Annotated in this window: 32 protein-coding genes and 1 tRNA gene; 22 read left to right on the top strand and 11 right to left on the bottom strand. The window is 64.3% G+C overall.

Annotation, left to right across the window (positions count from 1 at the left end):
• Window positions 1-23: 23 nt before the first annotated feature.
• On the bottom strand, window positions 24-704 hold the full coding sequence (gene trmB / locus DX905_RS02235; protein WP_116089877.1) for a tRNA (guanine(46)-N(7))-methyltransferase TrmB: 681 nt from the start codon (window positions 702-704) through the stop codon (window positions 24-26).
• Window positions 705-739: 35 nt separating this feature from the next.
• A complete protein-coding gene (locus DX905_RS02230; RefSeq protein WP_116089876.1) occupies window positions 740-1453 on the bottom strand; it encodes a c-type cytochrome in 714 nt (237 codons plus the stop codon).
• 133 nt (window positions 1454-1586) lie between these two features.
• Between DX905_RS02230 and DX905_RS02225 the strand changes: the two genes are divergently transcribed.
• From DX905_RS02225 to DX905_RS02205, 5 genes are all read left to right on the top strand, one after another.
• Window positions 1587-2474, top strand: coding sequence for a prephenate dehydratase (locus DX905_RS02225; protein ID WP_116089875.1), 888 nt, complete (start codon window positions 1587-1589; stop codon window positions 2472-2474).
• An 82-nt stretch (window positions 2475-2556) separates the two neighbouring features.
• On the top strand, window positions 2557-3519 hold the full coding sequence (locus tag DX905_RS02220; RefSeq protein WP_116089874.1) for a DUF459 domain-containing protein: 963 nt from the start codon (window positions 2557-2559) through the stop codon (window positions 3517-3519).
• Window positions 3516-4859 (top strand): SGNH/GDSL hydrolase family protein, encoded by a 1344-nt coding sequence (locus DX905_RS02215; protein ID WP_116089873.1) that lies wholly within the window; start codon window positions 3516-3518, stop codon window positions 4857-4859. The genes DX905_RS02220 and DX905_RS02215 overlap by 4 nt, the downstream gene beginning before the upstream one ends.
• A gap of 25 nt (window positions 4860-4884) precedes the next feature.
• On the top strand, window positions 4885-6300 hold the full coding sequence (locus DX905_RS02210; protein ID WP_116089872.1) for an MBOAT family O-acyltransferase: 1416 nt from the start codon (window positions 4885-4887) through the stop codon (window positions 6298-6300).
• Between the two features lie 8 nt (window positions 6301-6308).
• Entirely contained in the window at window positions 6309-6644 is a 336-nt protein-coding gene (locus tag DX905_RS02205) for a hypothetical protein (protein WP_116089871.1), read from the top strand.
• On the opposite strand, the gene DX905_RS02200 is transcribed toward DX905_RS02205, so the two are convergent.
• Window positions 6635-7273, bottom strand: coding sequence for a cell wall hydrolase (locus tag DX905_RS02200; RefSeq protein WP_116089870.1), 639 nt, complete (start codon window positions 7271-7273; stop codon window positions 6635-6637). The two genes, DX905_RS02205 and DX905_RS02200, sit on opposite strands and share 10 nt — an antisense overlap.
• Before the next feature lie 373 nt (window positions 7274-7646).
• Between DX905_RS02200 and DX905_RS02195 the strand changes: the two genes are divergently transcribed.
• From DX905_RS02195 to DX905_RS02185, 3 genes are all read left to right on the top strand, one after another.
• The gene (locus tag DX905_RS02195) at window positions 7647-8792 is read left to right on the top strand and encodes an AI-2E family transporter (RefSeq protein ID WP_116092260.1); all 1146 of its coding nucleotides are present in this window, start codon (window positions 7647-7649) and stop codon (window positions 8790-8792) included.
• A 51-nt stretch (window positions 8793-8843) separates the two neighbouring features.
• Window positions 8844-8920: transfer RNA gene (locus DX905_RS02190), tRNA-Asp, on the top strand.
• Between the two features lie 16 nt (window positions 8921-8936).
• Window positions 8937-9914, top strand: a complete 978-nt coding sequence (locus DX905_RS02185) for a S1/P1 nuclease (protein WP_116089869.1) — start codon at window positions 8937-8939, stop codon at window positions 9912-9914.
• On the opposite strand, the gene DX905_RS02180 is transcribed toward DX905_RS02185, so the two are convergent.
• The 4 genes from DX905_RS02180 to DX905_RS02160 form a co-directional block, all read right to left on the bottom strand.
• The gene (locus DX905_RS02180) at window positions 9879-10085 is read right to left on the bottom strand and encodes a DUF2842 domain-containing protein (RefSeq protein ID WP_116089868.1); all 207 of its coding nucleotides are present in this window, start codon (window positions 10083-10085) and stop codon (window positions 9879-9881) included. The two genes, DX905_RS02185 and DX905_RS02180, sit on opposite strands and share 36 nt — an antisense overlap.
• Entirely contained in the window at window positions 10082-10678 is a 597-nt protein-coding gene (locus tag DX905_RS02175) for a 5-formyltetrahydrofolate cyclo-ligase (RefSeq protein ID WP_116089867.1), read from the bottom strand. The genes DX905_RS02180 and DX905_RS02175 overlap by 4 nt, the downstream gene beginning before the upstream one ends.
• Window positions 10679-10833: 155 nt before the next feature.
• Window positions 10834-11145 carry a cell division protein ZapA gene (locus DX905_RS02165; RefSeq protein ID WP_116089866.1) on the bottom strand — a complete coding sequence of 104 codons (312 nt, stop codon included), beginning with the start codon at window positions 11143-11145 and terminating at the stop codon, window positions 10834-10836.
• Window positions 11145-11354, bottom strand: coding sequence for a hypothetical protein (locus DX905_RS02160; protein ID WP_116089865.1), 210 nt, complete (start codon window positions 11352-11354; stop codon window positions 11145-11147). The genes DX905_RS02165 and DX905_RS02160 overlap by 1 nt, the downstream gene beginning before the upstream one ends.
• A gap of 168 nt (window positions 11355-11522) precedes the next feature.
• Here DX905_RS02160 and gap point away from each other — a divergent pair, with 168 nt between their 5' ends.
• The 5 genes from gap to DX905_RS02135 all read left to right on the top strand — a co-directional run bounded on the left by gap (window position 11523) and on the right by DX905_RS02135 (window position 15619).
• Window positions 11523-12533, top strand: a complete 1011-nt coding sequence (gene gap, locus DX905_RS02155; protein ID WP_116089864.1) for a type I glyceraldehyde-3-phosphate dehydrogenase — start codon at window positions 11523-11525, stop codon at window positions 12531-12533.
• Between the two features lie 57 nt (window positions 12534-12590).
• Window positions 12591-12998: an MOSC domain-containing protein gene (locus tag DX905_RS02150; protein ID WP_116092259.1), complete on the top strand. Its 408-nt coding sequence runs from the start codon at window positions 12591-12593 to the stop codon at window positions 12996-12998.
• Window positions 12995-14194: a phosphoglycerate kinase gene (locus DX905_RS02145; protein ID WP_116089863.1), complete on the top strand. Its 1200-nt coding sequence runs from the start codon at window positions 12995-12997 to the stop codon at window positions 14192-14194. The genes DX905_RS02150 and DX905_RS02145 overlap by 4 nt, the downstream gene beginning before the upstream one ends.
• A gap of 35 nt (window positions 14195-14229) precedes the next feature.
• Entirely contained in the window at window positions 14230-15126 is an 897-nt protein-coding gene (locus tag DX905_RS02140) for a fructose bisphosphate aldolase (protein ID WP_116089862.1), read from the top strand.
• 61 nt (window positions 15127-15187) lie between these two features.
• Window positions 15188-15619 (top strand): hypothetical protein, encoded by a 432-nt coding sequence (locus tag DX905_RS02135; RefSeq protein WP_240320682.1) that lies wholly within the window; start codon window positions 15188-15190, stop codon window positions 15617-15619.
• Here the strand turns inward: DX905_RS02135 and DX905_RS02130 are convergent.
• Genes DX905_RS02130 through DX905_RS02120 form a run of 3 tightly spaced genes read right to left on the bottom strand, consistent with a single transcriptional unit; the run spans window position 15594 to window position 17179 of the window.
• On the bottom strand, window positions 15594-16349 hold the full coding sequence (locus DX905_RS02130; RefSeq protein WP_116089861.1) for a DUF72 domain-containing protein: 756 nt from the start codon (window positions 16347-16349) through the stop codon (window positions 15594-15596). The two genes, DX905_RS02135 and DX905_RS02130, sit on opposite strands and share 26 nt — an antisense overlap.
• A 14-nt stretch (window positions 16350-16363) precedes the next feature.
• Window positions 16364-16702, bottom strand: coding sequence for an ArsR/SmtB family transcription factor (locus DX905_RS02125; protein ID WP_116089860.1), 339 nt, complete (start codon window positions 16700-16702; stop codon window positions 16364-16366).
• 3 nt (window positions 16703-16705) lie between these two features.
• A complete protein-coding gene (locus DX905_RS02120; protein WP_116089859.1) occupies window positions 16706-17179 on the bottom strand; it encodes an SRPBCC family protein in 474 nt (157 codons plus the stop codon).
• A 127-nt stretch (window positions 17180-17306) separates the two neighbouring features.
• Here DX905_RS02120 and thiE point away from each other — a divergent pair, with 127 nt between their 5' ends.
• Together thiE and DX905_RS02110 are read left to right on the top strand one after the other, a co-directional pair.
• Complete coding sequence (gene thiE / locus DX905_RS02115) at window positions 17307-18029, top strand: thiamine phosphate synthase (protein WP_116092257.1); 723 nt, start codon at window positions 17307-17309, stop codon at window positions 18027-18029.
• A gap of 57 nt (window positions 18030-18086) precedes the next feature.
• A complete protein-coding gene (locus DX905_RS02110) occupies window positions 18087-18341 on the top strand; it encodes a hypothetical protein (RefSeq protein WP_116089858.1) in 255 nt (84 codons plus the stop codon).
• A gap of 6 nt (window positions 18342-18347) precedes the next feature.
• Here DX905_RS02110 and mepK read toward each other — a convergent pair whose 3' ends face one another.
• Window positions 18348-18902 (bottom strand): peptidoglycan L,D-endopeptidase MepK, encoded by a 555-nt coding sequence (mepK, locus tag DX905_RS02105; protein WP_420822130.1) that lies wholly within the window; start codon window positions 18900-18902, stop codon window positions 18348-18350.
• A gap of 79 nt (window positions 18903-18981) precedes the next feature.
• Here mepK and DX905_RS02100 point away from each other — a divergent pair, with 79 nt between their 5' ends.
• The 7 genes from DX905_RS02100 (at window position 18982) to DX905_RS02070 (ending at window position 23858) form a co-directional block, all read left to right on the top strand.
• Window positions 18982-19986 (top strand): L,D-transpeptidase family protein, encoded by a 1005-nt coding sequence (locus tag DX905_RS02100; protein ID WP_116089856.1) that lies wholly within the window; start codon window positions 18982-18984, stop codon window positions 19984-19986.
• Entirely contained in the window at window positions 19983-20561 is a 579-nt protein-coding gene (locus tag DX905_RS02095) for a M23 family metallopeptidase (RefSeq protein ID WP_116089855.1), read from the top strand. Before DX905_RS02100 ends, DX905_RS02095 begins: the two co-directional genes overlap by 4 nt.
• Before the next feature lie 91 nt (window positions 20562-20652).
• A complete protein-coding gene (efp, locus tag DX905_RS02090) occupies window positions 20653-21216 on the top strand; it encodes an elongation factor P (protein ID WP_116089854.1) in 564 nt (187 codons plus the stop codon).
• 124 nt (window positions 21217-21340) lie between these two features.
• Window positions 21341-22156: an inositol monophosphatase family protein gene (locus DX905_RS02085; protein WP_116089853.1), complete on the top strand. Its 816-nt coding sequence runs from the start codon at window positions 21341-21343 to the stop codon at window positions 22154-22156.
• Window positions 22157-22282: 126 nt separating this feature from the next.
• Window positions 22283-22660: an NADH-quinone oxidoreductase subunit A gene (ndhC, locus tag DX905_RS02080; RefSeq protein ID WP_116089852.1), complete on the top strand. Its 378-nt coding sequence runs from the start codon at window positions 22283-22285 to the stop codon at window positions 22658-22660.
• Window positions 22651-23202, top strand: coding sequence for a NuoB/complex I 20 kDa subunit family protein (locus DX905_RS02075; protein WP_116089851.1), 552 nt, complete (start codon window positions 22651-22653; stop codon window positions 23200-23202). Before ndhC ends, DX905_RS02075 begins: the two co-directional genes overlap by 10 nt.
• Complete coding sequence (locus tag DX905_RS02070; protein WP_116089850.1) at window positions 23199-23858, top strand: NADH-quinone oxidoreductase subunit C; 660 nt, start codon at window positions 23199-23201, stop codon at window positions 23856-23858. The genes DX905_RS02075 and DX905_RS02070 overlap by 4 nt, the downstream gene beginning before the upstream one ends.
• Window positions 23859-23934 lie beyond the last annotated feature (76 nt).

Here is a 23934-nt window from a genome sequence, read left to right as displayed (position 1 = left end):
CAACCTCCGCATGGTGCTTGGCGCTAGGCCCGGCGGTACCTGAAATACCAGACTTCATGGCCCAGCCTGCGCGCTTTGGCTTCGTAGCGCGTCTCAGGCCAGTCGTCGGGCCGCACCAGGAAATCCTGCGGGCCTTGCGCCAGCCATTCGAAGTCCGGGCTTTGGCCCATCACCATCATCGCCCACCGGCAATAGACCGGGTGATCGGTGCCAAACCGGAATTCGGCGCCGGGTTTCAGCTTGCTGGCGATAAGGTCGATCGGGCCCTTGTTCATGAAGCGGCGCTTGGCGTGCCGCGTCTTCGGCCAGGGATCGGGGTGGAGCAGATAAGCGCGCGACAAGCTGGCGTCGGGCAGCCGCTCGATCACCTCAAGTGCATCGTCCATATGGACGCGCACATTGGTCAGCCCCTGTTCCTCCACATGGACCAACAGGCCGACTACGCCATCGAGGAACGGCTCGCAGCCGATGAAGCCGTGGTCGGGCCGCATCCGGGCCTGCCCTGCAAGATGCTCGCCGCGGCCGAATCCGATCTCGAGCTCAAGCGGGCGATCGTCGCCGAACAGGGCAGGGGCGTCGAGCGGACCGTCGCGCGGGACGGCGATTTCCGGCAGCAGCCGCTCCGTCAGCGCAGCCTGACCGATGCGCAACTTATGCCCGGTGCGGCGGCCGTACAGGCGGCGGATGGTGGTCGGATCGGACATCACAATTTCCGTCCCCGCGGCCGGGGACGGAGATGCTATTTCTTGTCTTGCTGCTTGTCCGCAGTGCCCGAGGTGGCGGGGGCGGCTTCGCCCTTGATGTTCCCGAACGGCTGCTTGGCGGCCTGTGCCTCGGTTTGAACCGGCACATTCTTGGCCTTCGTCGCGTCCGTACCAGTCGCCTCGGCCGCAGCCTTGTCCGGGCTGGCGGCGCCTTCGGGCGGCGCCGCGGGCAGGGGCTGCGGATGCTCGCCCTGCTGGTTGAGGTAGGCGATGACGTTGGCGCGGTCCTGCGGATTGGACAGGCCGGCAAAGGTCATCTTGGTGCCGGGTGCGAACGCCTTGGGACTGGTCAACCACGCATTGAGCGAGTCGAAGTCCCACTTGCCGCCCTTGGACTTGAGCGCGTCGGAGAAAGCGAAGCCGCCGCGGCCGGAAGCGATCGCGTCGCCGACCACCCCGTAGATATTCGGGCCGAGCGCATTGGCGCCGCCCTTGTCGGCATTGTGGCAGGCGGCGCACTTCTTGAAGACGTCCGCGCCCTTGGCGGGATCGCCCTGGCTCATGTAGAAAGCGAAAGGCTTCTCGGCGGCAGCGGCCGCGCCGCCTTCCTGCTCGACGCCCTGAACCTCGTAGCCCATCTTCTCGGGGCGCTCGCCCGCGAAATGTTCGCCAGTGACGATCGTCAGGCCCAGGCCGACAATGCCGGCGAACAAAACCCATCCAGCAATCGTGTTCGCGCGATCGTCCATGCCCTGCCTGACCCTAGGTAGAAAAAAGCCGCCCGTTTCGGGAATTGCCGGTCCTTAGTGTCGGTTGACGAACGCCGCAAGCGCCCGAGCAAGGTTGCGGGTCGCGCCGGCACACTCTATCCGCGCCGCCATCATGGAGACCTATCCTGCCCCTGCGCGTGCGCTCGTCGCCGCCATGACCGAGGCTGCGGCCGCGGCACCCGAACGCGCGGTCGCGATCCAGGGCGCCCCCGGCTGCAATTCGCATATCGCGGCGCTCGAAGCTTTTCCCGACGCGCTGCCGCTCCCCTGCTTCAGCTTCGAGGATGCCCTGGATGCGGTAAAGGACGGCAAGGCCGGGCGCGCGCTGATCCCGATCGAGAACAGCCTCCACGGCCGCGTCGCCGATATTCATTTCCTGCTTCCCGAATCCGGCCTTTCGATCACTGCCGAACATTTCATGCCGATCCGCTATTGGCTGATGGGATTGGCGGGCGGCTCGATCGGCGAGGCGATGAGCCACCCTCAGGCACTCGGCCAATGCCGGCACTGGCTGCGCGCGCGCGGACTGAAGCCGGTGCCCTATTCCGACACTGCCGGCGCGGCGGCGATGGTGGCGGAGATCGGCGACCCCGCGATCGGCGCGATCGCACCGCGCCTGGCGGCCGACCTCTATGGGCTGACATTGTTCGCCGATCGGCTGGAGGATAGCGACGACAACACGACGCGCTTCGTCGCTCTCGCACCGCGCGCCGCGACCGGGCCGATTTCGGGGGCGCGGATGACCAGCTTCGTGTTCGAGGTCAGGAATACGCCGGCCGCGCTGTATAAGGCACTCGGCGGTTTCGCGACCAACGGCGTCAACATGACCAAGCTCGAAAGTTACCAGCGCGGCGCGAGCTTCGCGGCGACGCAATTCTATTGCGATGTAGAAGGCGGGCCGGAAGATGCCAATTTGGCGCGGGCGCTGGAGGAGCTGGCTTTCCACACTAAATGGCTGCGCGTGCTCGGCACCTATCCGCAGGCCCGTCCGCGCGGATAATCGGCCGCAGGATTCGGATCGTCGCATCCGTGCGGCCACACTCTTGCCAAGCGCGAAGGCGCCTCTATCCCATGCCTATCCGATGAAGTGGCTTCGTTTTCTCCTCGACCGTACAGCCGTCCTGTTCCTCGGCGTCGCGGCCGGGGTCGCAATCGGCTATGCGTTCGGCACCGGCAATGAGACGAAGCAGGCGGTCGGTCTCGCACCGGAGGCTGCTCCGGTCGTCGCATCGCGTGAGATCGCTCCGCCGCCGCCAACCGGGGCCGCATCCCATGTAGCGCCCAGCCCGGGCGGAACGACGGCTGCGCCGGCCACGGGCGCCGAGCCCATCGCGGGTCCGCTCCCGGCCGATCCGCCTTCGGCGCAATTGCTCCAGACGGTCCGCAACGGCGATCCGATCCACGTCGGCATTTTCGGCGACAGTTTCGGCGACGGCGTGTGGAGCGGCCTCTACCGGCTGCTGCCCGCCAAGGCGGGCTATCGGGTCGAGAAATATTCCCAGGCCTCGACCGGATTCACCCGCTACCGCCGCCTCGATCTCGAAAGCCATGATGACGCACAGATAGACGGCAAGCCGCTCGACATCGCCGTCATCGCCTTCGGCGCTAACGATGCGCAAGGCGTGTGCGATGGCGGCCATTGTGGCACGCTGATGGGCAGCTTCTGGCAAGAAGTGATCGGCCGCCGCGTCGAATCTTACGTCGCAATGCTGCGTCGGCATGGCGCGGTCGTCTATTGGGTCGGCCTGCCGGTCATGCGCGACGCTGCCTTCGATGCCGACGCGCGCGCCATGGACGAATTTTATCGCGGGCTGATGCAGCGCCTCAACGTCCCTTATATCGACATCCGCCCGCTGACGGTGGACGGGCAGGGGCGCTACCAGGCTTATTATGCGGATCAGGACGGCAGCCCCAAGCTGCTGCGTGCCGGCGACGGCATCCATATGTCGATGAACGGCTATATCCACGTTACCAAGGGGCTTGCGGCGCGGATCGCTGCGAGCGTCGCTGCCGCCCGCAGCCCGAGCGATGCCGAGCCGTCATGATCGGCTTTGCCGCCGCCGCCGCGCTGTCCTTCTCCGGCAATTGTGTCGGGGGTCTGTGCAACGCCGAAGAGCTTCGGCCGTTTTTCACGAAGCTGACACATGCGGCGGCGCGGCCGGTTCATATCCTGCAGATTGGGGACAGCCATACTGCGGGCGACGCGATCACCGGCGCCTGGCGTGACCTGCTGCAACAGAAATATGGGTCGGCGGGGCGTGGTGTGCTGCCGCCAGGGCGGCCCTATAACGGCTATCTTACGCACGGTATTACCGCGACGATGTCGCCCGGATGGAGGATCGCGAGCGATTTCGGTTCGGCCTGGTCGCAGCCATCGCCCCCACTGGGCCTGAGCGCCTTTACGCTCACCAGCACGAGCGAAGGGGCGACGATGGCGTTGACGGCCGATCCAACCGAGGCCTTCGATCGCTTCACCGTCTGTGCGATCGTGCGCCCGGGTGCCGGCAGCCTCACGCTTCGCGCCGGCGTCGACAGCGTCACCTTCAACTTGGCTTCGGTCACCGAGCGCCCGGAATGTCGCACGCTGCAGCTCACCCAGACTGCGACCACTGCCGACCTGACCGTCAGCGGCGGCCCCGCGACACTTACGTCATGGGCGACGTTCCGCGGGAAAAGCGGGGTGACGCTGTCCAACCTCGGCGTCGTGAGCTCGCAACTGATGCATTGGGCAAGGACCGATGATGCCGTGCTGGCCGAGGAACTCGGCACCTATCGTCCCGACCTGATCGTGCTCGCTTTCGGCACGAACGAAGGCTTCGCGCCGCGCTTCAACAGTTTCGAATATGAGGTGACCCTGCGCACCCAGATCGGCCGCATCCGCCGGCTGGCGGGCAATGTTCCGATCCTGCTGCTCGGCGCACCCGACGCACTGAGCCGCCGGCCGGAGATGCGCAGCAACGCGCCCGGCGAGCAGGCGCTGGATTGCGGCGCGCCCGTCGCCAGTGCGCAGCCGGTCGCACGCGAAAGCGTGATCGGAACGATCATGGACCGGTTGCGCAACAGCATCGGCATGACACCGAGCGAACCCCCGCCGTCGTCCCCGCCGCCGCCGCCAGTCTCGGTTGCGAGCGGCACCAGCCGAGGCTCGCTGTTCCCGCCGGCGGCACTGGCCGCAGTCCGTGCCTCGCAGCGCAGCGTCGCCTCGTCGCTCAACGTTGCGTTTTGGGATTGGGAAGGGCGCATGGGCGGGCGTTGCACCGCGGATCGCTGGGTTCACGCCAATCCGCCGCTGATGCGGACGGACTATGTCCATTATACGAGCGCGGGCGGGCGTGAGATCGCGCAACGGCTGCAAGATGACCTCGACAAGGCCGCGGCGCGGTGAGCACGTATGAACGGGGCATCGGCTGATGCTCTTCCCGACGCTAACCTTCGGGCTGTTCTTCCTCGTCGTGTTCTCGATCGTCTGGGCCGCGAGCGGCTCCAATGAATGGCGCAAGATCCTGCTGCTGATCGCCAGCTGGATCTTCTACGGTGCATGGGACTGGCGGTTCGTCGCGCTGCTGATCGGATCGGCCTTCCTCAACTGGGGCGCGGCACGCGCGATCTCGCTCCAGCCGGAATGGGCGACGCGTCGGCGCAAGGCGATCCTGGTCGCGGGCATCGTCGGCAATCTGCTCGTGCTCGGCTTCTTCAAATATTACGGCTTCTTCGTCGAGCAATTGGGTGAATTGCTCAGCAGCGTCGGCTTCGCACGCGATCTTCCGCTGATGCAGGTGGTGCTGCCGGTCGGCATTTCCTTCTTCACCTTCCAGGGCATGTCCTACCTGGCCGACGTCCATGCCCAGCGGCTGGCGCCGGCGCGGCTGCTCGACGTCACCTTGCTGATGTCATTCTTCCCGCATCTGGTTGCGGGCCCGATCGTGCGCGGATCGGATCTGCTGCCGCAATTTGAGCAATCGCCGCGCCTGACGCGGGATATGGCGAGCATGGGCCTGATCCTGATCGTGTGGGGGCTGTTCAAGAAGGCGGTCGTCGCATCCGAGCTTTCTACAGGGCTGGTCGACCCGGTCTTCTTCGATCCGTCGGCGCATTCGCGGCTCGATCTGATCGCGGCCGCCTATGGTTATGCAGTCCAGATCTATTGCGACTTTTCCGCCTATAGCGACATGGCGATCGGGATCGCGGCGCTGCTCGGCTATCGCTTTCCGCGCAATTTCAACCAGCCTTATCGTGCCGCCTCGCTGCAGGATTTCTGGCGGCGCTGGCATATCAGCTTGTCGAGCTGGCTCCGGGACTATCTCTACATCGGCGCGCTTGGCGGAAACCGGAAGGGCTTCGCGCGGCAATGCCTCAACATGCTGGTGACGATGCTGCTCGGCGGCCTGTGGCACGGCGCCAAGTGGACGTTCGTCATCTGGGGCGGCCTCCACGGTGCGATTCTCGGTGTGGAGCGCATCTGGGAGCGGAGTCGTCCGGGCTGGCTACCGCGCCTGCCGAAGTTCCTGGCGATCGTCCTGACATTCCACATCGTCGTCCTCGGCTGGATATTCTTCCGCGCCGAGAGCTTCGATACGGCGATCGCTTATTTGCAGGGGATCGGCACCAGCAATGTTGCAAGCGCCGTGCTTACGCCATTGGCGTGCGTCCTGATCGTGCTCGGAATGGCGATCCATTTCACGCCGGCGGATCTGGGCCAGCGGCTGGCGCTGAGGTTGCGGGCCTGGCCCGCGCCGGCGCTGGGGCTTCTGACGGGCGTCGTGATCCTGGTCGTCGACGCGATGCGGTTCGAAGGCGTCGCGCCGTTCATCTATTACCAATTCTAGGAGGCGATATGGACAGCGGAACACCATCGCCGATCGATTTGCCGGAGCGCGAAATGGAGGAAGGCGGGCTCGTCTGGACCTTCGCCGTGATCATCATCGCGAGCCTGTTCCTGCTCGCCACCAACGGCGTATCGCTGCGCGACTGGATCGACGATCAGCCGCCGGGGCCGCTGCAGGCGCGCGCTGCCGCACTGGCCGATCAATGGGTCGACTTTACCGAAGCCGTCGGCATAGCCATTCCGCGCGAAGCCATGCACACGCAATGGAAGCGTGCCGAGGAGGCACGCTTCCACGCTATCGATCCGTCGGAAGAAAAGGCGGCAGCGCCGGCCCCTCAGCGGTAAAAGATGTGGCCGCCGACCGTGGTCACGCGCTGGCGCGTGCGGAAGAAATTGTTCGCCGGCGCGTAAGAAGCGCGGAAGAACATAGCGCCGGGAGCGACCGGCTCGGCCTGGCCCGCCAGCACTTCATGAGCGACCTCGACCGCATCCTGCCAGCCGTCCGTGTCACGGCGGGGGTGGAAGCTGGCGATCTGGAAGAACTGGCCGCGCTGATTGACGACCTGGCAGATCGTACCACCGAAGCGACCGGCCTTGAGCCGGTTAACCAGCGTCTGCGCCACGGCGATCTTGCCGGCGCGAGGCTGATTGCCGGCCTCGTGCAATACCACCTTGGCCATGCATTCGACCGAATCCGCATCGGCGGAAACCGGAACTGCGGGCGGGGCCGCCTCGGCGGAGGCGATCGCGGCTGGAGCAGCCGTTTCAGCTGCAGCGGGCGGTGTAATCGATGGGGATTCTGGTTGTACCGCAACGACCGGGGCCGAAGGCGCGGTGGCGGCGAGATCATAAGGAAGGAGCGGTGTCTGAACCAACTCCGCCGCGTAACTCACGGACGCGGGAATAACGATGCCGGAAATGGCGAGCAAAACAGCTGCGCCGGTAGCAAGCGTAGAAGGACGCTTGATGAACATTCAGAACTCTTAAACATGCGCGAAACCGCTCGATCGTCGCGAATACTAAGCGACGACTGCTAGTTTTACGTCTTGTCTGCAGGACTGGGGTACGCGGCCCCTGCGACCATGTGCTGCGGCCACTTCGGGACTTTGCCGCGGTGCGTCAATGAATCCACGACAGAACGTTGTCCGGGCGGGACAGTTCGAGCCGAAATGGTGGTTTCTGTAGGGATCCGGCTGGATCGCCAGATCACATTTGTCACGATTTCGTGCGATTCTCTCCCGTTCGCGCGCGCTTTCGGGCATGACATCCACCAGGCCGATCGCGCCACGCGATTCGGGGAGGGCAGTGGTGGAAGAGCGGCCAAGCGCGTCTTTCTTGCAGGGGTTGATGTCCGGTCGGGCGGCCGAAGCATTGCGTCGCGATCGGCTGCTCGCGGCGATCGCGCTGTTCGGTGGGATCGGCATCGCGATCGCGCTGCCCTTCGCCTTGCAGGCCGGCGCAGCCTTCTTCCTGCCGGTAACCGCCGCGCTGGTGATTGCCATCGCGTTGGTGCCGATGCTGGAATGGTTCGAGCGGCGGCGCGTGCCGTCTCCGCTCGCGGCCTTCCTCTCGATCGCGATCTTCTTGAGCCTGGCCAATGCGGCGGTGGCGGCGATCATCGTGCCGGCGTCGGGGTGGTTCGCGCTGCTTCCGGAACGCGTGGTGCGCATCCGCCACAATCTGCGCCCGTTGCTGGAGGTGTATACCAGCCTCGATCGGTTCGTGAACAACACGCAGGCGACCTTCATCGGCAAGACCGGGCGCCATACCGTGGTCACCCTGGGAAAGCCGACCTCCCTGCTGGATGTGGTGGCTAGCTCTGCACCGGTCGCTATCCTGCAGATGTTCTTCGCGATCCTGGTCGTCTACTTCTTCCTGGCGGGCTGGACGCGGATGCGGCGCCAGACGATCACCAACCGCGGCAGCTTCAGCAGCGCGCTTACGACTGCGCGCGTGATCCAGGACATGGTCGACGCAACCTCGGCCTATCTTTCGACGATCACGATCATCAACGTGAGCCTCGGCCTGCTTGTCGCCGGAGCCTTCTGGCTGATCGGCCTGCCCGATCCCTTGATGTGGGGCGGGATCGTCGCGCTGTTCAATTACATGCCTTATCTCGGCCCGATCATGGCGTCCCTGCTGCTCGCGCTCGGCGGTCTGATGGTGTTTCGCGATGCCTGGTATGCAGCACTTCCGGTGGCCACCTTCATCGGGTGCCATCTGATCGAATCGAACTTGGTGACGCCCTCGCTGGTCGGCCGCAGGCTGACGATCAATCCGCTGTTGATCCTGGTGTCGCTCAGCTTCTGGGGTTGGGTGTGGGGCCCCGTCGGCGCGCTGCTGGCGGTACCGATCCTGATCATCATGAAAACCGTGCTCGATGCCGCGGGCAAACCCGACATTGCCGGATTCCTGTTCGAAGAAGGCACGCTCACCAGCCCGGTTCCGGAGGCATCGGCACCTTTACCGCCCGAGCCGACGCGCAGCGGTTGACAGCTTCGGCCCTGCTCTCTAGTCGGCGCGTCTCCGCAGGGAATGCCACATGCGGGTGTAGCTCAGTTGGTTAGAGCGCCGGCCTGTCACGCCGGAGGTCGCGGGTTCGAGCCCCGTCACTCGCGCCATCCCCTTGGATGGAGCATGGCCCGGTTTGCCTCCTATCTGGCGGCGTGTTTCCTGATCCCCGGCGAACCGGCCTCCGCTTGGAGTAACCAGGGGCATATGGCGACCGGCGCGATCGCATATGACCTGCTTGCAAGCCGCGATCCCGCAGCGGTGGCGTCGATTACAGCGCTTGTCGCGCAGCATCCGGACCGATCGCGTTTCGAGCTTGCCCTCGGCAATCTAACCGGCGCGCCGCGTGATCGGGCCTTGTTTGAGCTGATCGCGCGCTGGCCCGACGATATTCGCAAGACCGCGTACAATCACACCCACTGGCACCACCAGCTCCGCGTCGTGGTCGGTACGACCGCGTTCAAATTCGTTCGACTGGGCGAGGCGGATCATGCCTTTTCCCGCAATCTCAAGATTGTCAGCGACGATAAGGCCGATCCAGGCCGGCGCGCGATCGCGCTCTGCTGGCTATTTCACGTCCTCGGCGACATGCATCAACCGCTTCATGCAGGCCATCGCATCGGCGGCCGATTTCCGCTGACCGATCGCGCGGGCACGCTCGGCTGGGTGCGGCGGGGGCCGGACGCGGCCCCAGAGACGCTGCATCATTTCTGGGATCAGGCAGCGGATCGCGAGGGGGATGAAGCGGCGGGTGCGAATTCCATCGCACGTGCGGCCGAGGCGGCAGCGGAAACCGTGTCCGTCACACTGGAGCAGGACCCAACCGCAACATATCGTCTGGCAGTCAAAGAGAGCGAAATATTGGCCGCGACGATCGCCTATCAGGGCGTTGCACTGGCAGAATCTCCGCGTCCGGCCGATGCCCCGGTCCTGACCCAGGACTATGTCACCGCGGCAAGACGGGCAGGGGAGCAACGAATCGGGCAGGCCGGCGCGCGCCTGGCGGATATGCTCGGCGCATTATTTTCAGATGGGAATCGAACCGCGATTGAGCGCGGGAGCCGCGACTTACCGCCAGCGGCCATGCTCCATCCAGAACAATAAAGGCTTGAGCGGCGCGATCCAGATGATGCCCGCGATGCAATAGACAATCGCCTGGAGCGGCCAGGGCAGCAGCGCAATGTGCTGCGCCTGACTGCCGACCAACCCCGCCCAGAACAGGATCAGCAGCAGGATGAGGCCCATACCCGCCGGTTTGCGCCAGGTCGGCTTCATGGGATGATGAACTCCTGCTCGGTGGTGATGGCATGCAAGGGGACGTCCCACGGGTCATGGGGGATCCGCGCGACCTCCTGCCCGGCCCAGGTCAGGCCAATGCGATGCGCCCCCGGAAAGCGCTGAAAGGCGCGATCATAATGGCCGGCGCCATAGCCGATCCGTCGACCGGCCCGATCGAACCCCAGCAGAGGCGTCACGATCAGGTCGGGCGCGCGCTCCGGCGCCGAGGATAAAGGCTGGCGCAACCGCATCGGGCCGCGCTCGATCGGATCGCCCGGCGCCCACGCCAGGAAGCGCATGCTCGAACCGTCGAACAGGGCAGGAAGCGCGAGTTCATGCCCGCGCGCGTGCAACTGGGCGATGAGCGGCCCGGGATCGAGTTCGTCTTTCAGCGCCAGATAGAGCGATACGGTCGCGCCGCGCGGAATATGAGGCAGGATATGCCGTGCGGCAGCTTCAGCCGCGGACTGCGCGCCGTCGGCGCCGATAGCCTCGACATGCGCCGAACGCCGCGCGCGCAAATGCTCGCGCAACGCGATCTTGGCTGGATCGGGGGCCAGCGGATCAGGGGAAGGTGGTGGGACCGCCATGGCCGTTTTCCGGAATATCCTCTGACGCCGTAAACGTCAGGTGGGGGCCATGTGGTTCGGACCAGGGTCCGGCCAGGGACAGCTCCCTAGGAAAGATGAATCGCCTCAGGGATTTTCGCTAAGATCGTACCGGGCAGTTCCCACCAGGATCTTATTTAGGCGTTCGCGTGCCCATCCTCAAGATGCTCGGCCAATGTTTCTATACGCGCGGCAAGTTGATCCAGCGTGCGGGCGAGCGCGGCCTTGCCCGGATCGGGCGCCCCGGCGCGTACGTCGCTCAATTCATCGGCTAACAGCAGGCCAGCCAGCAGCAGCTGGCGCGTCTCGTTGGTGGTGCCGACCAACTGGCCGGCATCGCGTGCCTTTGCATCCAGCATGCCGGCGAGCATCTCCAGATGCGGCTCCTCGCCGTCACGACAGGCCAGATCGTAGCTGCGTCCGCCGACGTTCAGCTTAACCTGTGCCATCAGCGCGATCCCTCGGTGGCGATCAGCACGTCCAATTGTTCGATTGTCGCCTGCACCCGCTCGCGCAGGGTACCATGGCGTGCCTCGAGCGAAGCAAGCGCCTCGGCCATGCCGCTTCCGGCGGCCTGGCGCTGACTATTCGCGCGTTCGATCCGGGCGACCGCGCGCTCCAGCCTGGTGGTTGCAGAATTCAGGGCCTCTTCCGACATAGTCTGAGCATTAGGGCGGGTCCCCAGGACTGGCAACGGTCGTGATGGCTCCGCCTGCCGTGCGCACAGCCCATGTCGTACCGCGGTTGACGCTGACGGCCTCACTCGACAAAGGAAGCGCGCGCGGGCTTGGCACGTTTGGCGGTCCGTTCTGAAGGAGCTTTGGACATGGCGGTACGGGTTGCGATCAACGGCTTTGGACGGATTGGCCGCCTGGTCGCCCGCGCGATTCTCTCGCGTCCCGATTGCGGCCTTGAACTGGTCGCGATCAACGACCTTGCCGACGCTCCGTCGAACGCCCTGCTGTTCAAGCGCGACAGCGTTCATGGCAGCTGGCCGGGCGAGGTTCGGGCCGACGGTAACGACCTGATCATCGACGGCAAGCGCATCAAGGTGACTGCCGAGCGCGATCCGGCCAAGCTGCCGCACAAGGCCGACGGCATCGATATCGCACTGGAATGCACCGGCTTTTTCGCCGACCGCGAAACCGCGGGCAAGCATTTCGACGCGGGTGCGCGCAAGGTGCTGATCTCGGCCCCGGCCAAGGGCGTCGACCTGACCGTCGTTTACGGCGTCAATCACGACAAGCTGACGGCCGAGCACAACCTCGTCTCCAACGCATCGTGCACCACCAATTGCCTTGCGCCGATCGCCAAGGTGTTGAACGACACGGTCGGAATCGAGCGCGGCCTGATGACGACCGTGCACAGTTACACTAACGATCAGAAGATCCTCGACCAGATCCACAAGGATATGCGCCGCGCACGTGCCGCCGCCATGTCGATGATCCCGACCACCACCGGCGCCGCGCGCGCTGTCGGCGAGGTGCTCCCCGAGCTGAAGGGTCGCCTCGACGGCTCGGCAATCCGCGTGCCGACTCCCAACGTCTCGGTAGTGGATCTCACCTTCCAGCCGAAGCGCGACACCAGTGTCGAGGAAGTGAACGGCGCGCTCAAGGCCGCGTCCGAAAGCGGGCCGCTCAAGGGCATCCTGCAATATGTCACCGAGCCGCTGGTTTCGATCGACTTCAATGGCGACCAGCATTCGTCGTCGGTCGACAGCCTCGAGACCGCCGTGCTCGAGGGCAAATTGGTGCGCGTGCTCAGCTGGTACGACAATGAATGGGGCTTTTCGAACCGGATGGTGGATACCGCCGGCGCGATGGGCAAGTTCCTTTAAGTCGGGGGCGTGGGGCGGCTGCTCGGTATCGCGCGCCACGCAAGGCCGCGCGGCCCGATGGAGACGCTCGACCATGCCGAGGTGACGGTCGCGATGGGCGTGCCGGGCGATTTCCGAGGCATGCTGAAGCCGAACAGCCGTAACCGGCGGCAGGTGACGGTGATGGCGGTCGAAGCCTGGCGCGAAGCGCTCGCAGAACTTGGCGTCGACGTCCCCTGGGAGGAGCGCCGCGTCAACCTGATGGTCGAAGGACTGGCGTTGGAACATACCACCGACGCGAGAATGATTTTTTCGTCGGGTCTTATCCTGGAAATAACTGGCGAATGCGATCCATGCCGGCGCATGGAAGATGTCGCGGTTGGCCTTGATGCGGCATTGCGCCCGAACTGGCGCGGCGGAATCATTTCGCGGGTGATTGAAGGCGGGCCAATCCAGATTGGCGATCAAGTAAGGATCGAACGGTGAGCAGCTTCAGGACGCTGGACGATATAGGCGATGTGACCGGCAAGCGCGTGCTGGTGCGGGAGGATCTCAACGTACCGATGGATGGCGCGAGGGTGACGGACGACATGCGTCTGCGCGCGGCCGCCCCCACCATCGCCGAGCTGTCGGATAAGGGCGCGATCGTGCTCGTTCTTGCCCATTTCGGCCGGCCAAAGGGTGCGCGCAATCCGGACATGAGCCTGGCGCTGGTCACCAAACCTCTATCCGACGTGCTCGGGCGCGAAGTGCGTTTCATCGACGATTGCGCCGGGGCGGGCGCCGAGGCGGCGGTAGCCGATCTGCGTTCGGGCGACATTGCGGTACTGGAGAATACGCGCTTCCATGCCGGGGAGGAGCAGAACGACCCGGCACTGGCGCAGGCGATGGCTCGGCTCGGCGATCTCTATGTCAACGACGCCTTCTCGGCGGCGCATCGTGCTCATGCCTCGACCGAAGCACTGGCGCACATTCTGCCCGCTTATGCCGGCCGTTCGATGCAGGCGGAACTCGACGCGCTGGAAAAGGCGCTCGGCAATCCCGAGCATCCGGTCGCGGCGGTGGTGGGCGGGGCCAAGGTCTCCACCAAGCTCGACGTGCTCAAGCATCTCGTCGCCAAGGTCGATCATCTGATCATCGGCGGCGGCATGGCGAACACCTTCCTCGCTGCGCGCGGCGTCGATGTCGGCAAGTCGCTCTGCGAGCATGACCTGACCGGCACCGCGCTTGAGATCCTGGACGCGGCCGACCGCGCCGATTGCATCGTCCACCTGCCGTACGACGTGGTGGTGGCCAAGGAATTCCGCGCCAATCCGCCGACCCGTACGGTCAACGTGCATGATGTCGCACCGGATGAGATGATACTCGACGTCGGCCCGGCGGCGGTCGAGGCGCTGGGCGATGCGCTCAAGACCTGCCGCACCTTGGTATGGAACGGGCCGCTCGGTGCGTTCGAGACGCCGCCGTTCGATATGGCGACGGTGGCGCTCGCCCAGACGGCGGCGGCGCTGACCCAATCGGGCGGGCTGGTCTCGGTCGCCGGCGGCGGGGACACCGTCGCGGCGCTGAATCAGGCTGGTGTCGCGGACCGCTTCACCTTCGTCTCCACCGCCGGTGGCGCCTTCCTGGAATGGATGGAGGGCAAGACATTGCCGGGCGTTGCCGCGCTGATGCACGGCTGATCGCGCTTCCCCAAGCTTACGACCGAGGACGAACGATGCACGACGCGAAAATGATGGCGCAAATGTCGAATGGAGCCGGTTTCATCGCCGCGCTCGATCAGAGCGGCGGATCGACGCCGGGCGCGTTGCGGGCCTATGGCATTCCGGACAGCGCTTATTCCGGTGACGCCGAGATGTTCGCAGCGATGCATGCGATGCGGGTGCGGATCATGACCGCACCGTCTTTCACCGGCGAGAAGGTGCTGGCGGCGATCCTGTTCGAGCAGACGATGGACGGACAGGCGCTTGGCCAGCCCGTGCCGACCTATTTGTGGCAGGAGCGGGGGATCGTACCGTTCCTCAAGGTCGACAAGGGGTTGGAGCCGGAGGCCGACGGCGTCCAGTTGATGAAGCCCATTCCAGGCCTCGATGATTTGCTGGCACGCGCGGCAAAGCTCGGCATTTTCGGCACGAAGGAGCGGTCGGTCGTCAATCTTGCCTCGCCCAGCGGTATTGAAGCGATCGTCGCGCAGCAGTTCGAGCTAGCGGAACAAATCCTTGGTCACGGCCTGATGCCGATCCTTGAGCCCGAGGTCCTCATTAAGAGCGCCGAGCGCGAGGCGGCGGAGGAATTGCTGCTGGCCGCCATCCTCCGCCATCTGGATGCGCTCGACGGCGACAAGAAGGTGATGCTCAAGCTTTCCATTCCGGTTAAGCCGGATCTTTACGCGCCGCTGGTCGCGCATCCGAAGGTGGTGCGGGTCGTTGCCTTGTCGGGCGGCTTTTCCCGTTCGGAGGCATGCCGGCTGCTCGCCGAGAATCACGGCATGATCGCCAGCTTCTCGCGCGCATTGGTGTCGGACCTGCAGCACGGGATGAGCGATGCCGAATTCGATGCCACGCTGAGCGCCGCTATCGATGAGATCTACGAGGCTTCCACCGCCAAGGTGTGACAAGGTTGGGGAAGGAAATGCGCGAATTCCCTATCATCGCAGCATTTCGCCGACGCTTGGCGTGCTGCTCGGCCTCGCCATCGTCGAGACAATCGTCATCCATATCGTGGTGATGGCGCTATGGGGCTGGAAGGTTGCGCTGGTGCTTGGCGTCATCGATCTGTCTCTCATCGCATCCTTATTGTGGTTGCTGCGCGCGATCCGGCGCCACCCCGTAACGATGGCCGATGATGTGCTGGTCATGCGCATCGGGAAACTTGTCGTCGTGCCGATCCCCTATGCTCAGATTTCCGGGCTACGCTCATCGTGGGACGCCGCGGCGCTCAAGCAGAAGGGCGTCGTCAATCTTGCCCTGGCGACGTGGCCGAACGTCTTCGTCGACCTGTCTCCGCCGGTTGTCAGCGGACGGCGCCGGATAAGTCGGGTCGCGCACAAGCTGGATGACCCGAGCGCGTTCCGGGCGGCGATCATGGATTTGCGGTCAGACGCTTGAGCTCCAGTGCGTCGGCGATGGCATGGGCGAAGATGTCATTGTTGAAATAGGCCCAGACCGTCCGGCCGTGAGCTTTCTTTTCCTGCATCCAATCGGCCCAATCTGCCAGAAGCGCGCGCTCGTAGCGGCCCCAATATTTGCCGACACCGCCGTGGAAACGAACATAGACGATCGGGCCGACCGCCCATCGCGGGCTGACCGATCCCGCCATATCGTGGCAGCAGAAGGAGGCGCCCTTGGCAGCCAGCAACTCGGAGGTTTCCGGCACATACCAACTGGGATGCCGGAACTCGAAGACGTGGATCAGGTCTTTCGGCAGGAGCGTCAGAAACTCCTCCAGCCGCGCCAGATTGAGCTGCAGCGTCGGCGGTAGCTGATAGAGGATCGGGCCTAGTGTCGCGCCCAGATGCCGCACCGGCGCCATCATGCGCGCCACCGGCTCGGCGCAATCCTTGAGCTTCTTGGCCTGGGTCAGATAGCGGTTCGCCTTGACCGCATAGGCGAAGCCGGGCGGCGCCTGTTCGCGCCATTTGTCGAACGTCTCGGCCGGCGGCAGGCGATAGAAGCTGTTGTTGATCTCGACCGTGTCGAATTGCTCGGCGTAAAATTCGAACCAGCGTTTGACCGGAAGCTTCTCGGGGTAGAATGGTCCGCGCCAATGGCGGTAATTCCAGCCGGAACAGCCGATACGGATGGAGGCGCCGTCACCATCCTCTGTCCCTTGCGGCATCAATCCTCACCTAGTCATCCCGGCTCGCTAAGCATCTCGCCAAGCTGGTCCAGCCGCCGCTCCCAGAGCGACCGCCGGTCGGCAATCCACTGCTGTAGAACGGCAAGGCCCTGCGGTTCGATCCGGCAGCTGCGCACCCGCCCAACCTTTTCGGTCCGGACGAGCCCTGCATTCTCCAGGATCCGGAGATGTTGGGAGACCGCCGTCAGCGTCATGCCGAAGGGCTCGGCGAGCGCCGACAAGGCGTAGGGGCGCGCGCTCAATGCTTCCACGATGCGCCGACGCGTAGGATCGCCCAGCGCATGAAACAGCTGGTCGATATTGACGCGAGGGCGGCTTTCGGGCCGGGCCATTGACTAGGCAGCCAAGCTTTCACCCAGTCGGTCCAGCACAACCTCCCATCCGCCCTTGCGCATGTCAGGGCCGTCGGCACCCTCGAAGAACACACCCTGAAAGATCAAGGTCACGTCAGTGCCGCCATTCGCGGGCGACAGCTCGATGGTGACCAGCGCGACTGAGATCGGCTTCCCCTCGATCGCCATGCGCGACGCGGTGACGATGCGGCGTTCGGGTATGACATCATGATATTGGCCCTCATTGGTCAGGATTGCGCCGGGAAAGGGGGTGTCAGGACCAAACCTATAATGCAGGCGTTCGATGCCGCCGACGCGAAGGTCGCTTTCGAAGGCGACAATCTCGTGCGTGTCGCTGGCCGCGAACCAGCTTTTCTTGCGCTGCGGATCGGCAAAGGCCGCAAACACGCGCGCCACCGGCGCAGGATAATGGCGATCGATCACGAATGTACCGTGGATGGCGGGCGACTCGGTCATTGCGAGCTCCTTACTCAAGCAGAAACTTCACTATTGTAGTCGCTAAACGGAAGGTCAAGTATATTCTTCACTATTGACGACTTGACCCCGCACGGGCGCGATGGAATTCGCGCGGGAGGAGAATGGAATGCAGCAGTTCGGCCAAGGCGAAGACATTCCGAATGACGAGGTCGATCTCGACCCCGGCTTCGCCGAGCAGTTCGAGCGCCAGTTCAGGCCGGCCTGCCAGCTCTATCTGATCTCTCCGCCCTCGATTGACGACGGCTTTGCGGATCGCCTGGCGGCGGCGATCGACGCCGGGCCGGTCGGCGCATTCCAGCTACGCCTCAAGGGAATAGACGAGCATGCCATCGCGCGCATGGCCGAACCGCTGCAGCGCGTCTGCGCCGACCGGGATGTCGCCTTCATCGTCAACGACAGCATGGGCCTGGCCAAGCGGCTGGGCGCCGATGGCGTTCACCTGGGCCAGGACGATGGCGACCCGCGCGAGGCGCGCGCTTTGCTTGGCCCCTCGGCGCAAATCGGCGTGACCTGTCATGACAGCCGTCACCTCGCGATGGAGGCGGGGGAGGCGGGTGCCGATTACGTGGCGTTCGGCGCTTTCTACCCCACCACCACCAAGGAGGTGCGCCATCGTCCGGACCCCTCGATCCTCGGCTGGTGGACGACCCTGTTCGAATTGCCGTGCGTCGCCATCGGCGGCATCACGCCCGATAACGCTGCACCCCTGATCGCCGCGGGTGCCGATTTCATCGCGGTCTGCAGTGCGGTGTGGAATGCAGCCGAAGGGGAGGCGGCCGCGGTGCGCGCCTTCGCCAAATTACTGGATTTGCAGCCGTCGCAAAGCTAACGAGCCTTCTGTTCCTGACCTTCCAACAGGGGTAAATTACAGGGCAGGAGGATTGCCATGCTGAGCATGATAATGTTCGCCGCCGCGGCCATCGCGGCCAATTCGCCGGTCCCGGAGCCGGCAGCAGCATCCGCGCCGATGTGCCAGAATGACAGGGTTGAAATGGCCGCCGCCCGCCCGTCGGCTCGCGCCAGGAAGCTGAACGAGCTTCCGAACGCGAACCTGGTGCTGGGTGTGTTGAGGAGCGAGGGCGGCTGGCAGAAGCCGGTGATCGTACGTTACGATATCGGCGGCGCCCCGAAAGGGCGCTGACCAATCTTACCAGGTGCGGACGCGGCCCGTATCGACGTGGACGAAGCCGTCCTTGGGATAATAGCCGACGCCGCCTGCCTGCATCGACATGGCGACGAGGTGCAGGCGATCGAGCGGCACGCCCGGCATGTGAATGTCGGTCGCCTTGCCCAGCATGTGCTGGCTCTTGGACGCGACGCCGGTATGCGCACCGCCGCGCGCCCGCAGTGCGCCGTTGGTCTGCGGCGAGCGATAGCCGGAGATCATTTCCAGCTTGGTCTGCGGCGGCAGATCGAGCTTGTCGCGGATCTGGCTGAGCAGCAGCATCAGCTTCGGGTCCATCTGCGTGGACTCGTTGTTGCGCCAGTCGCGCAGGCCATGATTGAGTTCGGCAAGACCCTGCTGATCCCAGCCCTGGGCGCCGAAGAAGCGCGCGTCGAACGTCTCGTTGGTATGAATGTTACGGAAGGCGAGGCGCCGTTCCGGCATTGCCGCGAAAGCCCTGCTGCCGATCATCGTGCTGGCGCCCGCCAAAATCGCGCCACCCAACAGGCCACGACGGCCGATCTGCATGTCCAACATAGATTATCCCGCTCATTGGAAAGAAAGCCGCTCGGCGGCGTTCCCATTCTGCCCAAGCGCAAGATAAGGGATTGTCTCAGTGAAAACACTAAAGGTTGCAGGCGTTTACCTCATCTTGGCAACGGTTTGTCCCGTATCTGCCGCCGGCGCGGCCTCCAAAGCTCCGGCGCTCGATCAAAAGATCCTTACTGCCCAAGTGTTGCTGGACCGCCTGGGCTTCGGCCCCGGGGTGATTGACGGCCATTCGGGCATGTCGCTGACCAATGCGCTCAAAGGCTTTCAGGAAGCACGCGGTCTATCCAAGACCGGTAAGCTGGATCCCGCGACCATCAAGGCGCTGACAGCTTACGGTAAGACTCCGGGCGTGATCGAAGTCGCGCTGACGCCGGCCGATCTCAAGGGGCCGTTCGTCGGTCCGATCCCGCATGATCCGGAGGAGCAGGCGAAATTGCCGGTCATGGGATATGCCGACGCGATGGAGGCGCTGACCGAGCGCTATCACACCACCAAGGCGACGCTGATCGCGCTCAACAGTCCGACGACCAAGCTGGCGCCCGGCACGAAGATCAAGGTCCCCAATGTCCGTCCGGCCGCGACCAGCTACCCGGGTTCGCTCAAAACCGAATGGCGTACGACGCTGGCGGGGCTGAGCGTCTCCTCGGATCAACCTAAGGCGGCGAAGCTGGTCGTTGATAAATCGGATAAGGTGCTGCGCGCCTATGATGACCAGGGCAAATTGATTGCCCAATTCCCGGCGACGATGGGCAGCCAGCATGATCCGTTGCCGATCGGCCGCTGGAAGATTCAGGGCGTATCGCCGCTGCCGCCTTTCCATTACAATCCGGCCTTGTTCTGGGATGCCAAACCGGGCGATGAGAAGCAGACACTGAAGCCCGGCCCGAATGGCCCCGTTGGAGTGGTGTGGATGGATCTCAACAAGCCCCATTACGGCATCCATGGAACGTCCACGCCGGAGACGATCGGCCGTACGGAAAGCCATGGCTGTATCCGCCTTTCCAATTGGGATGCGGCGCGGCTGTCGCTGATGGTCAGGCCGGGAACGCCGGCGGTGTTCCAGCAATGACCAGGCTCGGCTGGTTCCTGCTGCTGTTCTTCCTGCTCGTAATCGGCGGTTTCGCGCTGATCGTGAACAAAGGCGGCCGCTTCACCGGCTCCTCCTCGCCCGCCACCTCTTCACCGGTCGGAGAGCTTGACGCCAACGCTGGCGGCGGCGGCCTTGTGATTCCCGTGGCCGGCGTGAACCGCGAACAACTGACGGACACATGGGGCGATGCTCGCGGTGACGGCACCCGCCAGCACCATGCCATCGACATCATGGCCCCGCGTGGGACGCCGGTGCTCGCGGCCGCCGCCGGCACGGTCGAGAAGATCTTCGAAAGCGCCAATGGCGGCCACACCGTCTACATTCGCCGCGCCGATACGAGCTGGCAGGATTATTACGCCCATCTCGACAGTTACGCGGCCGATCTGCGCGAAGGCATTGAGATCAAGCAGGGCCAGCAGATCGGCACCGTCGGCTCGACCGGCGATGCGAGCCCCGACGGGCCGCATCTTCATTACGAAATCCATCGAATGGCGCCGGGCGACAATTGGTCGGCCGGAACGGAGCTGAACCCCTATCCGATCCTGCGCGGGTGACGCGCGGGTGTGGCGTTTAGCGCCCGCGCTTGCCGCGCGGGCGGCTGGCCGCTAGAGGCTCGCGCCTGCTCTTTCCTATCGCGAGACCCACATGAAGATCAGCGGCGTGGACATTCGTCCCGGCAATATCATCGAATATGAAGGCGGCATCTGGAAGGCCGTCAAGATTCAGCATACCCAGCCCGGGAAGGGTGGCGCCTACATGCAGGTCGAGATGAAAAATCTCATCGACGGCCGCAAGAACAATGTCCGCTTCCGTTCGGCCGAGACGGTCGAGCGCGTCCGCCTCGACACCACCGATTTCCAGTTCCTGTTCGCCGACGGCGATCAGCTGACTTTCATGGACAAGGCGACCTACGAACAGATCACGCTGCCGCGCGACCTGCTGGGTGACGCCGCCGCCTTCCTGCAGGACGGCATGGACGTCGTGATGGAATTATATGACGAGCGGCCGATCTCCGTGCAGCTGCCTGACACGATCGAGGCGATGATCGTCGAGGCCGACGCGGTGGTGAAGGGGCAGACCGCTTCCTCCTCGTACAAGCCGGCGGTATTGGACAATGGCGTGCGCGTGATGGTGCCGCCGCATATCGGCGCGGGCACGAAGATCGTCGTCGACGTCTACAACCAGGAATATGTCCGCCGCGCGGACTGAGCCTTTCTCTCTCCCCCTTGCGGGAGAGGATGGAGGGGTGGGCAACGCTCACCTCAAACCAGATCGCTCGCAGTAGTGCGAGCCCACCCCGACCCCTCCCGCAAGCGGGAGGGGGGAGTAATTTATGGTAGCCCATTCAGGCCTGATTACCGTGATGGAGCGCGCCGCGCGCAAGGCGGCGCCGCGCCTGCGCCGCGATTTCGGTGAGGTTCAGCAGCTCCAGGTTTCGCGTAAGGGCCCCGCCGATTTCGTCAGCCAGGCCGATCAGCGCGCCGAGCAGACACTCTATGAGGAGTTGAAGCGGGCACGCCCCGACTGGGGTTTCCTTGGCGAAGAAGGCGGCGCGCGCGAGGGGGACCCGACCAAGCCGCGCTGGATCGTCGATCCGCTCGACGGCACGACCAACTTCCTGCATGGCATTCCCCACTTTGCGATCTCGATCGCGGTCGAAGAGCCCAAGCCTAACGGGCAGGGCGAGATCACCCAGGCCCTGGTCTATCAGCCGGTCACCGATGAGAGCTTCTGGGCGGAGAAGGGCCGCGGCAGCTGGCTGTTCGATCGCCGCCTGCGCGTTTCCGCAAGACGCGAACTTCCGGACGCGGTCATCGCCACCGGCACGCCTTTCCTGGGACACGGCGACTCTGCGCAATGGGCCAAGATCTACAATGCTATCGGACCGGAAATTGCCGGCATCCGGCGGTTCGGCTCGGCGGCGCTCGATCTCGCCTGGGTCGCCGCTGGCCGTTTCGACGGTTATTGGGAGAGTGATCTGCAGCCGTGGGACGTGGCCGCGGGCATGTTGCTGGTCAAGGAAGCCGGTGGGTTCGTGACCGATTTTCGCGGCGGCGACCAGGCGATGCAGCGCCGCGAATTCCTGGCTGCGAACGACAGCCTCCATTCCAAGCTGCACAAGCTGCTCGCCGGTGCGCTGCGAAAGTAGGCATCCGCTTCTAATTGCGAGTCATTCTCACTGCTCGGGCGCTTGCTTCGCAGGTGCGGCGCGCTTAGGGAAATCGCGACTTTGGAGGCTCCTGCTAACGCCTCCCCCTCGGAGTGTTTCGGATCGATGGAAAGCGTCGCTGCAGGCTACCTGCCGATCCTGATGTTTCTTACCGTCGCGGTGACCTTGTCGACCGCCTTCGTGGTGCTGCCGATGCTCGCGTCGCGCTTTACGGGATCGTCGAAGCCGACGCCCGAGAAGCTGGCCGAATATGAGTGCGGCTTCCCCGCCTTCGAGGATAGCCGCGCGCAATTCGACGTGCGCTTCTACCTCGTCGCGATCCTGTTCATCGTGTTCGATCTGGAAGCTGCCTTCCTCTATCCGTGGGCGGTCGCGCTGGGTGGGATTGGCTTTGCCGGCTGGGCCGCGATGATGATCTTCCTGATCGAATTGGCGGTCGGTTTTGCCTATGCCTGGAAGAAGGGAGCTCTCGAATGGGAGTGACGCTGCCGCAGCCGCTCGATCCGCATCCGCAGGAGAGCCGGCTTCCCGACCCCGATTTCTTCACCGGGCTGAACTCCGAGGTTCAGGACAAGGGCTTCCTCGTCACCTCGACCGAGGAATTGTTCCAATGGGCCAGGACCGGCTCGCTGTGGTGGATGACGTTCGGCCTCGCTTGCTGTGCGGTCGAGATGATCCATGTGAACATGCCGCGCTATGATCTTGAAAGATTTGGCGTCGCGCCCCGCGCATCACCGCGCCAGTCGGACGTGATGATCGTCGCCGGCACGCTCTGCAACAAAATGGCCCCGGCCTTGCGCCGCGTTTACGATCAGATGTCCGAGCCGAAATATGTCATCTCGATGGGCTCGTGCGCCAATGGCGGCGGCTATTATCATTATAGCTACAGCGTCGTGCGTGGCTGCGACCGGATCGTGCCGGTCGATATCTATGTGCCCGGCTGCCCGCCGACCGCCGAGGCCCTGCTCTATGGCGTGATGCAGTTGCAGCGGAAGATCCGCCGCGTGGGGACGATCGAGCGGTGAGCTTCCCGAAATATGCCAGCAATGACGGCGTGATCGACGCGGCGACCGCCGCGCTCGGCGATGCATTGATCCATGCGGCGGAGAGCGTCGGTGAAATCCGGCTCGACGTGAAGCGCGGGCAGGTGGTGGATGCCTTGCGGATCCTGCGCGACGATCTCGCCTATCAGCAACTCATGGAGATTGCCGGCGTCGACTATCCGGACCGCCCGGAGCGGTTCGAGGTCGTCTATTGCCTGCTCAGCCTGACCAAGAATCACCGCATCCGCGTCCATGTCGCGACCGACGAGACCAATCCGGTGCCGTCGGTGACGGGGTTGTGGCCGGTCGCAGGGTGGCTCGAACGTGAAGTCTATGACATGTACGGCGTGCTGTTCGAGGGTAATCCCGATCTGCGCCGCATCCTCACGGATTACGGCTTCAAGGGGCATCCCCAGCGCAAGGATTTCCCGCTGACCGGCTATGTCGAACTGCGTTACTCGGAAGAAGAGAAGCGCGTCGTCTATGAGCCGGTCAAGCTGGCGCAGGACTTCCGCAATTTCGACTTCATGAGCCCGTGGGAGGGTGCCGAATATATCCTTCCCGGCGATGAAAAGGCCAAGGCGCCGGAAGCGCCGGGCGCGCCGACCCCGCTCAAGGCGGACGAGGTGAAGAAGTGAGCCGTCGCACCGTCACCATCGGCGTCGCCGATGCCGATATGCCGTCGGTCGCCGAGGCCGGCACGACTGTGCCGCC

This window comes from Sphingomonas crusticola (assembly GCF_003391115.1).
Taxonomy (GTDB): domain Bacteria; phylum Pseudomonadota; class Alphaproteobacteria; order Sphingomonadales; family Sphingomonadaceae; genus Sphingomonas_I; species Sphingomonas_I crusticola.
This window is presented reverse-complemented; position numbering and strand designations above follow the sequence as displayed.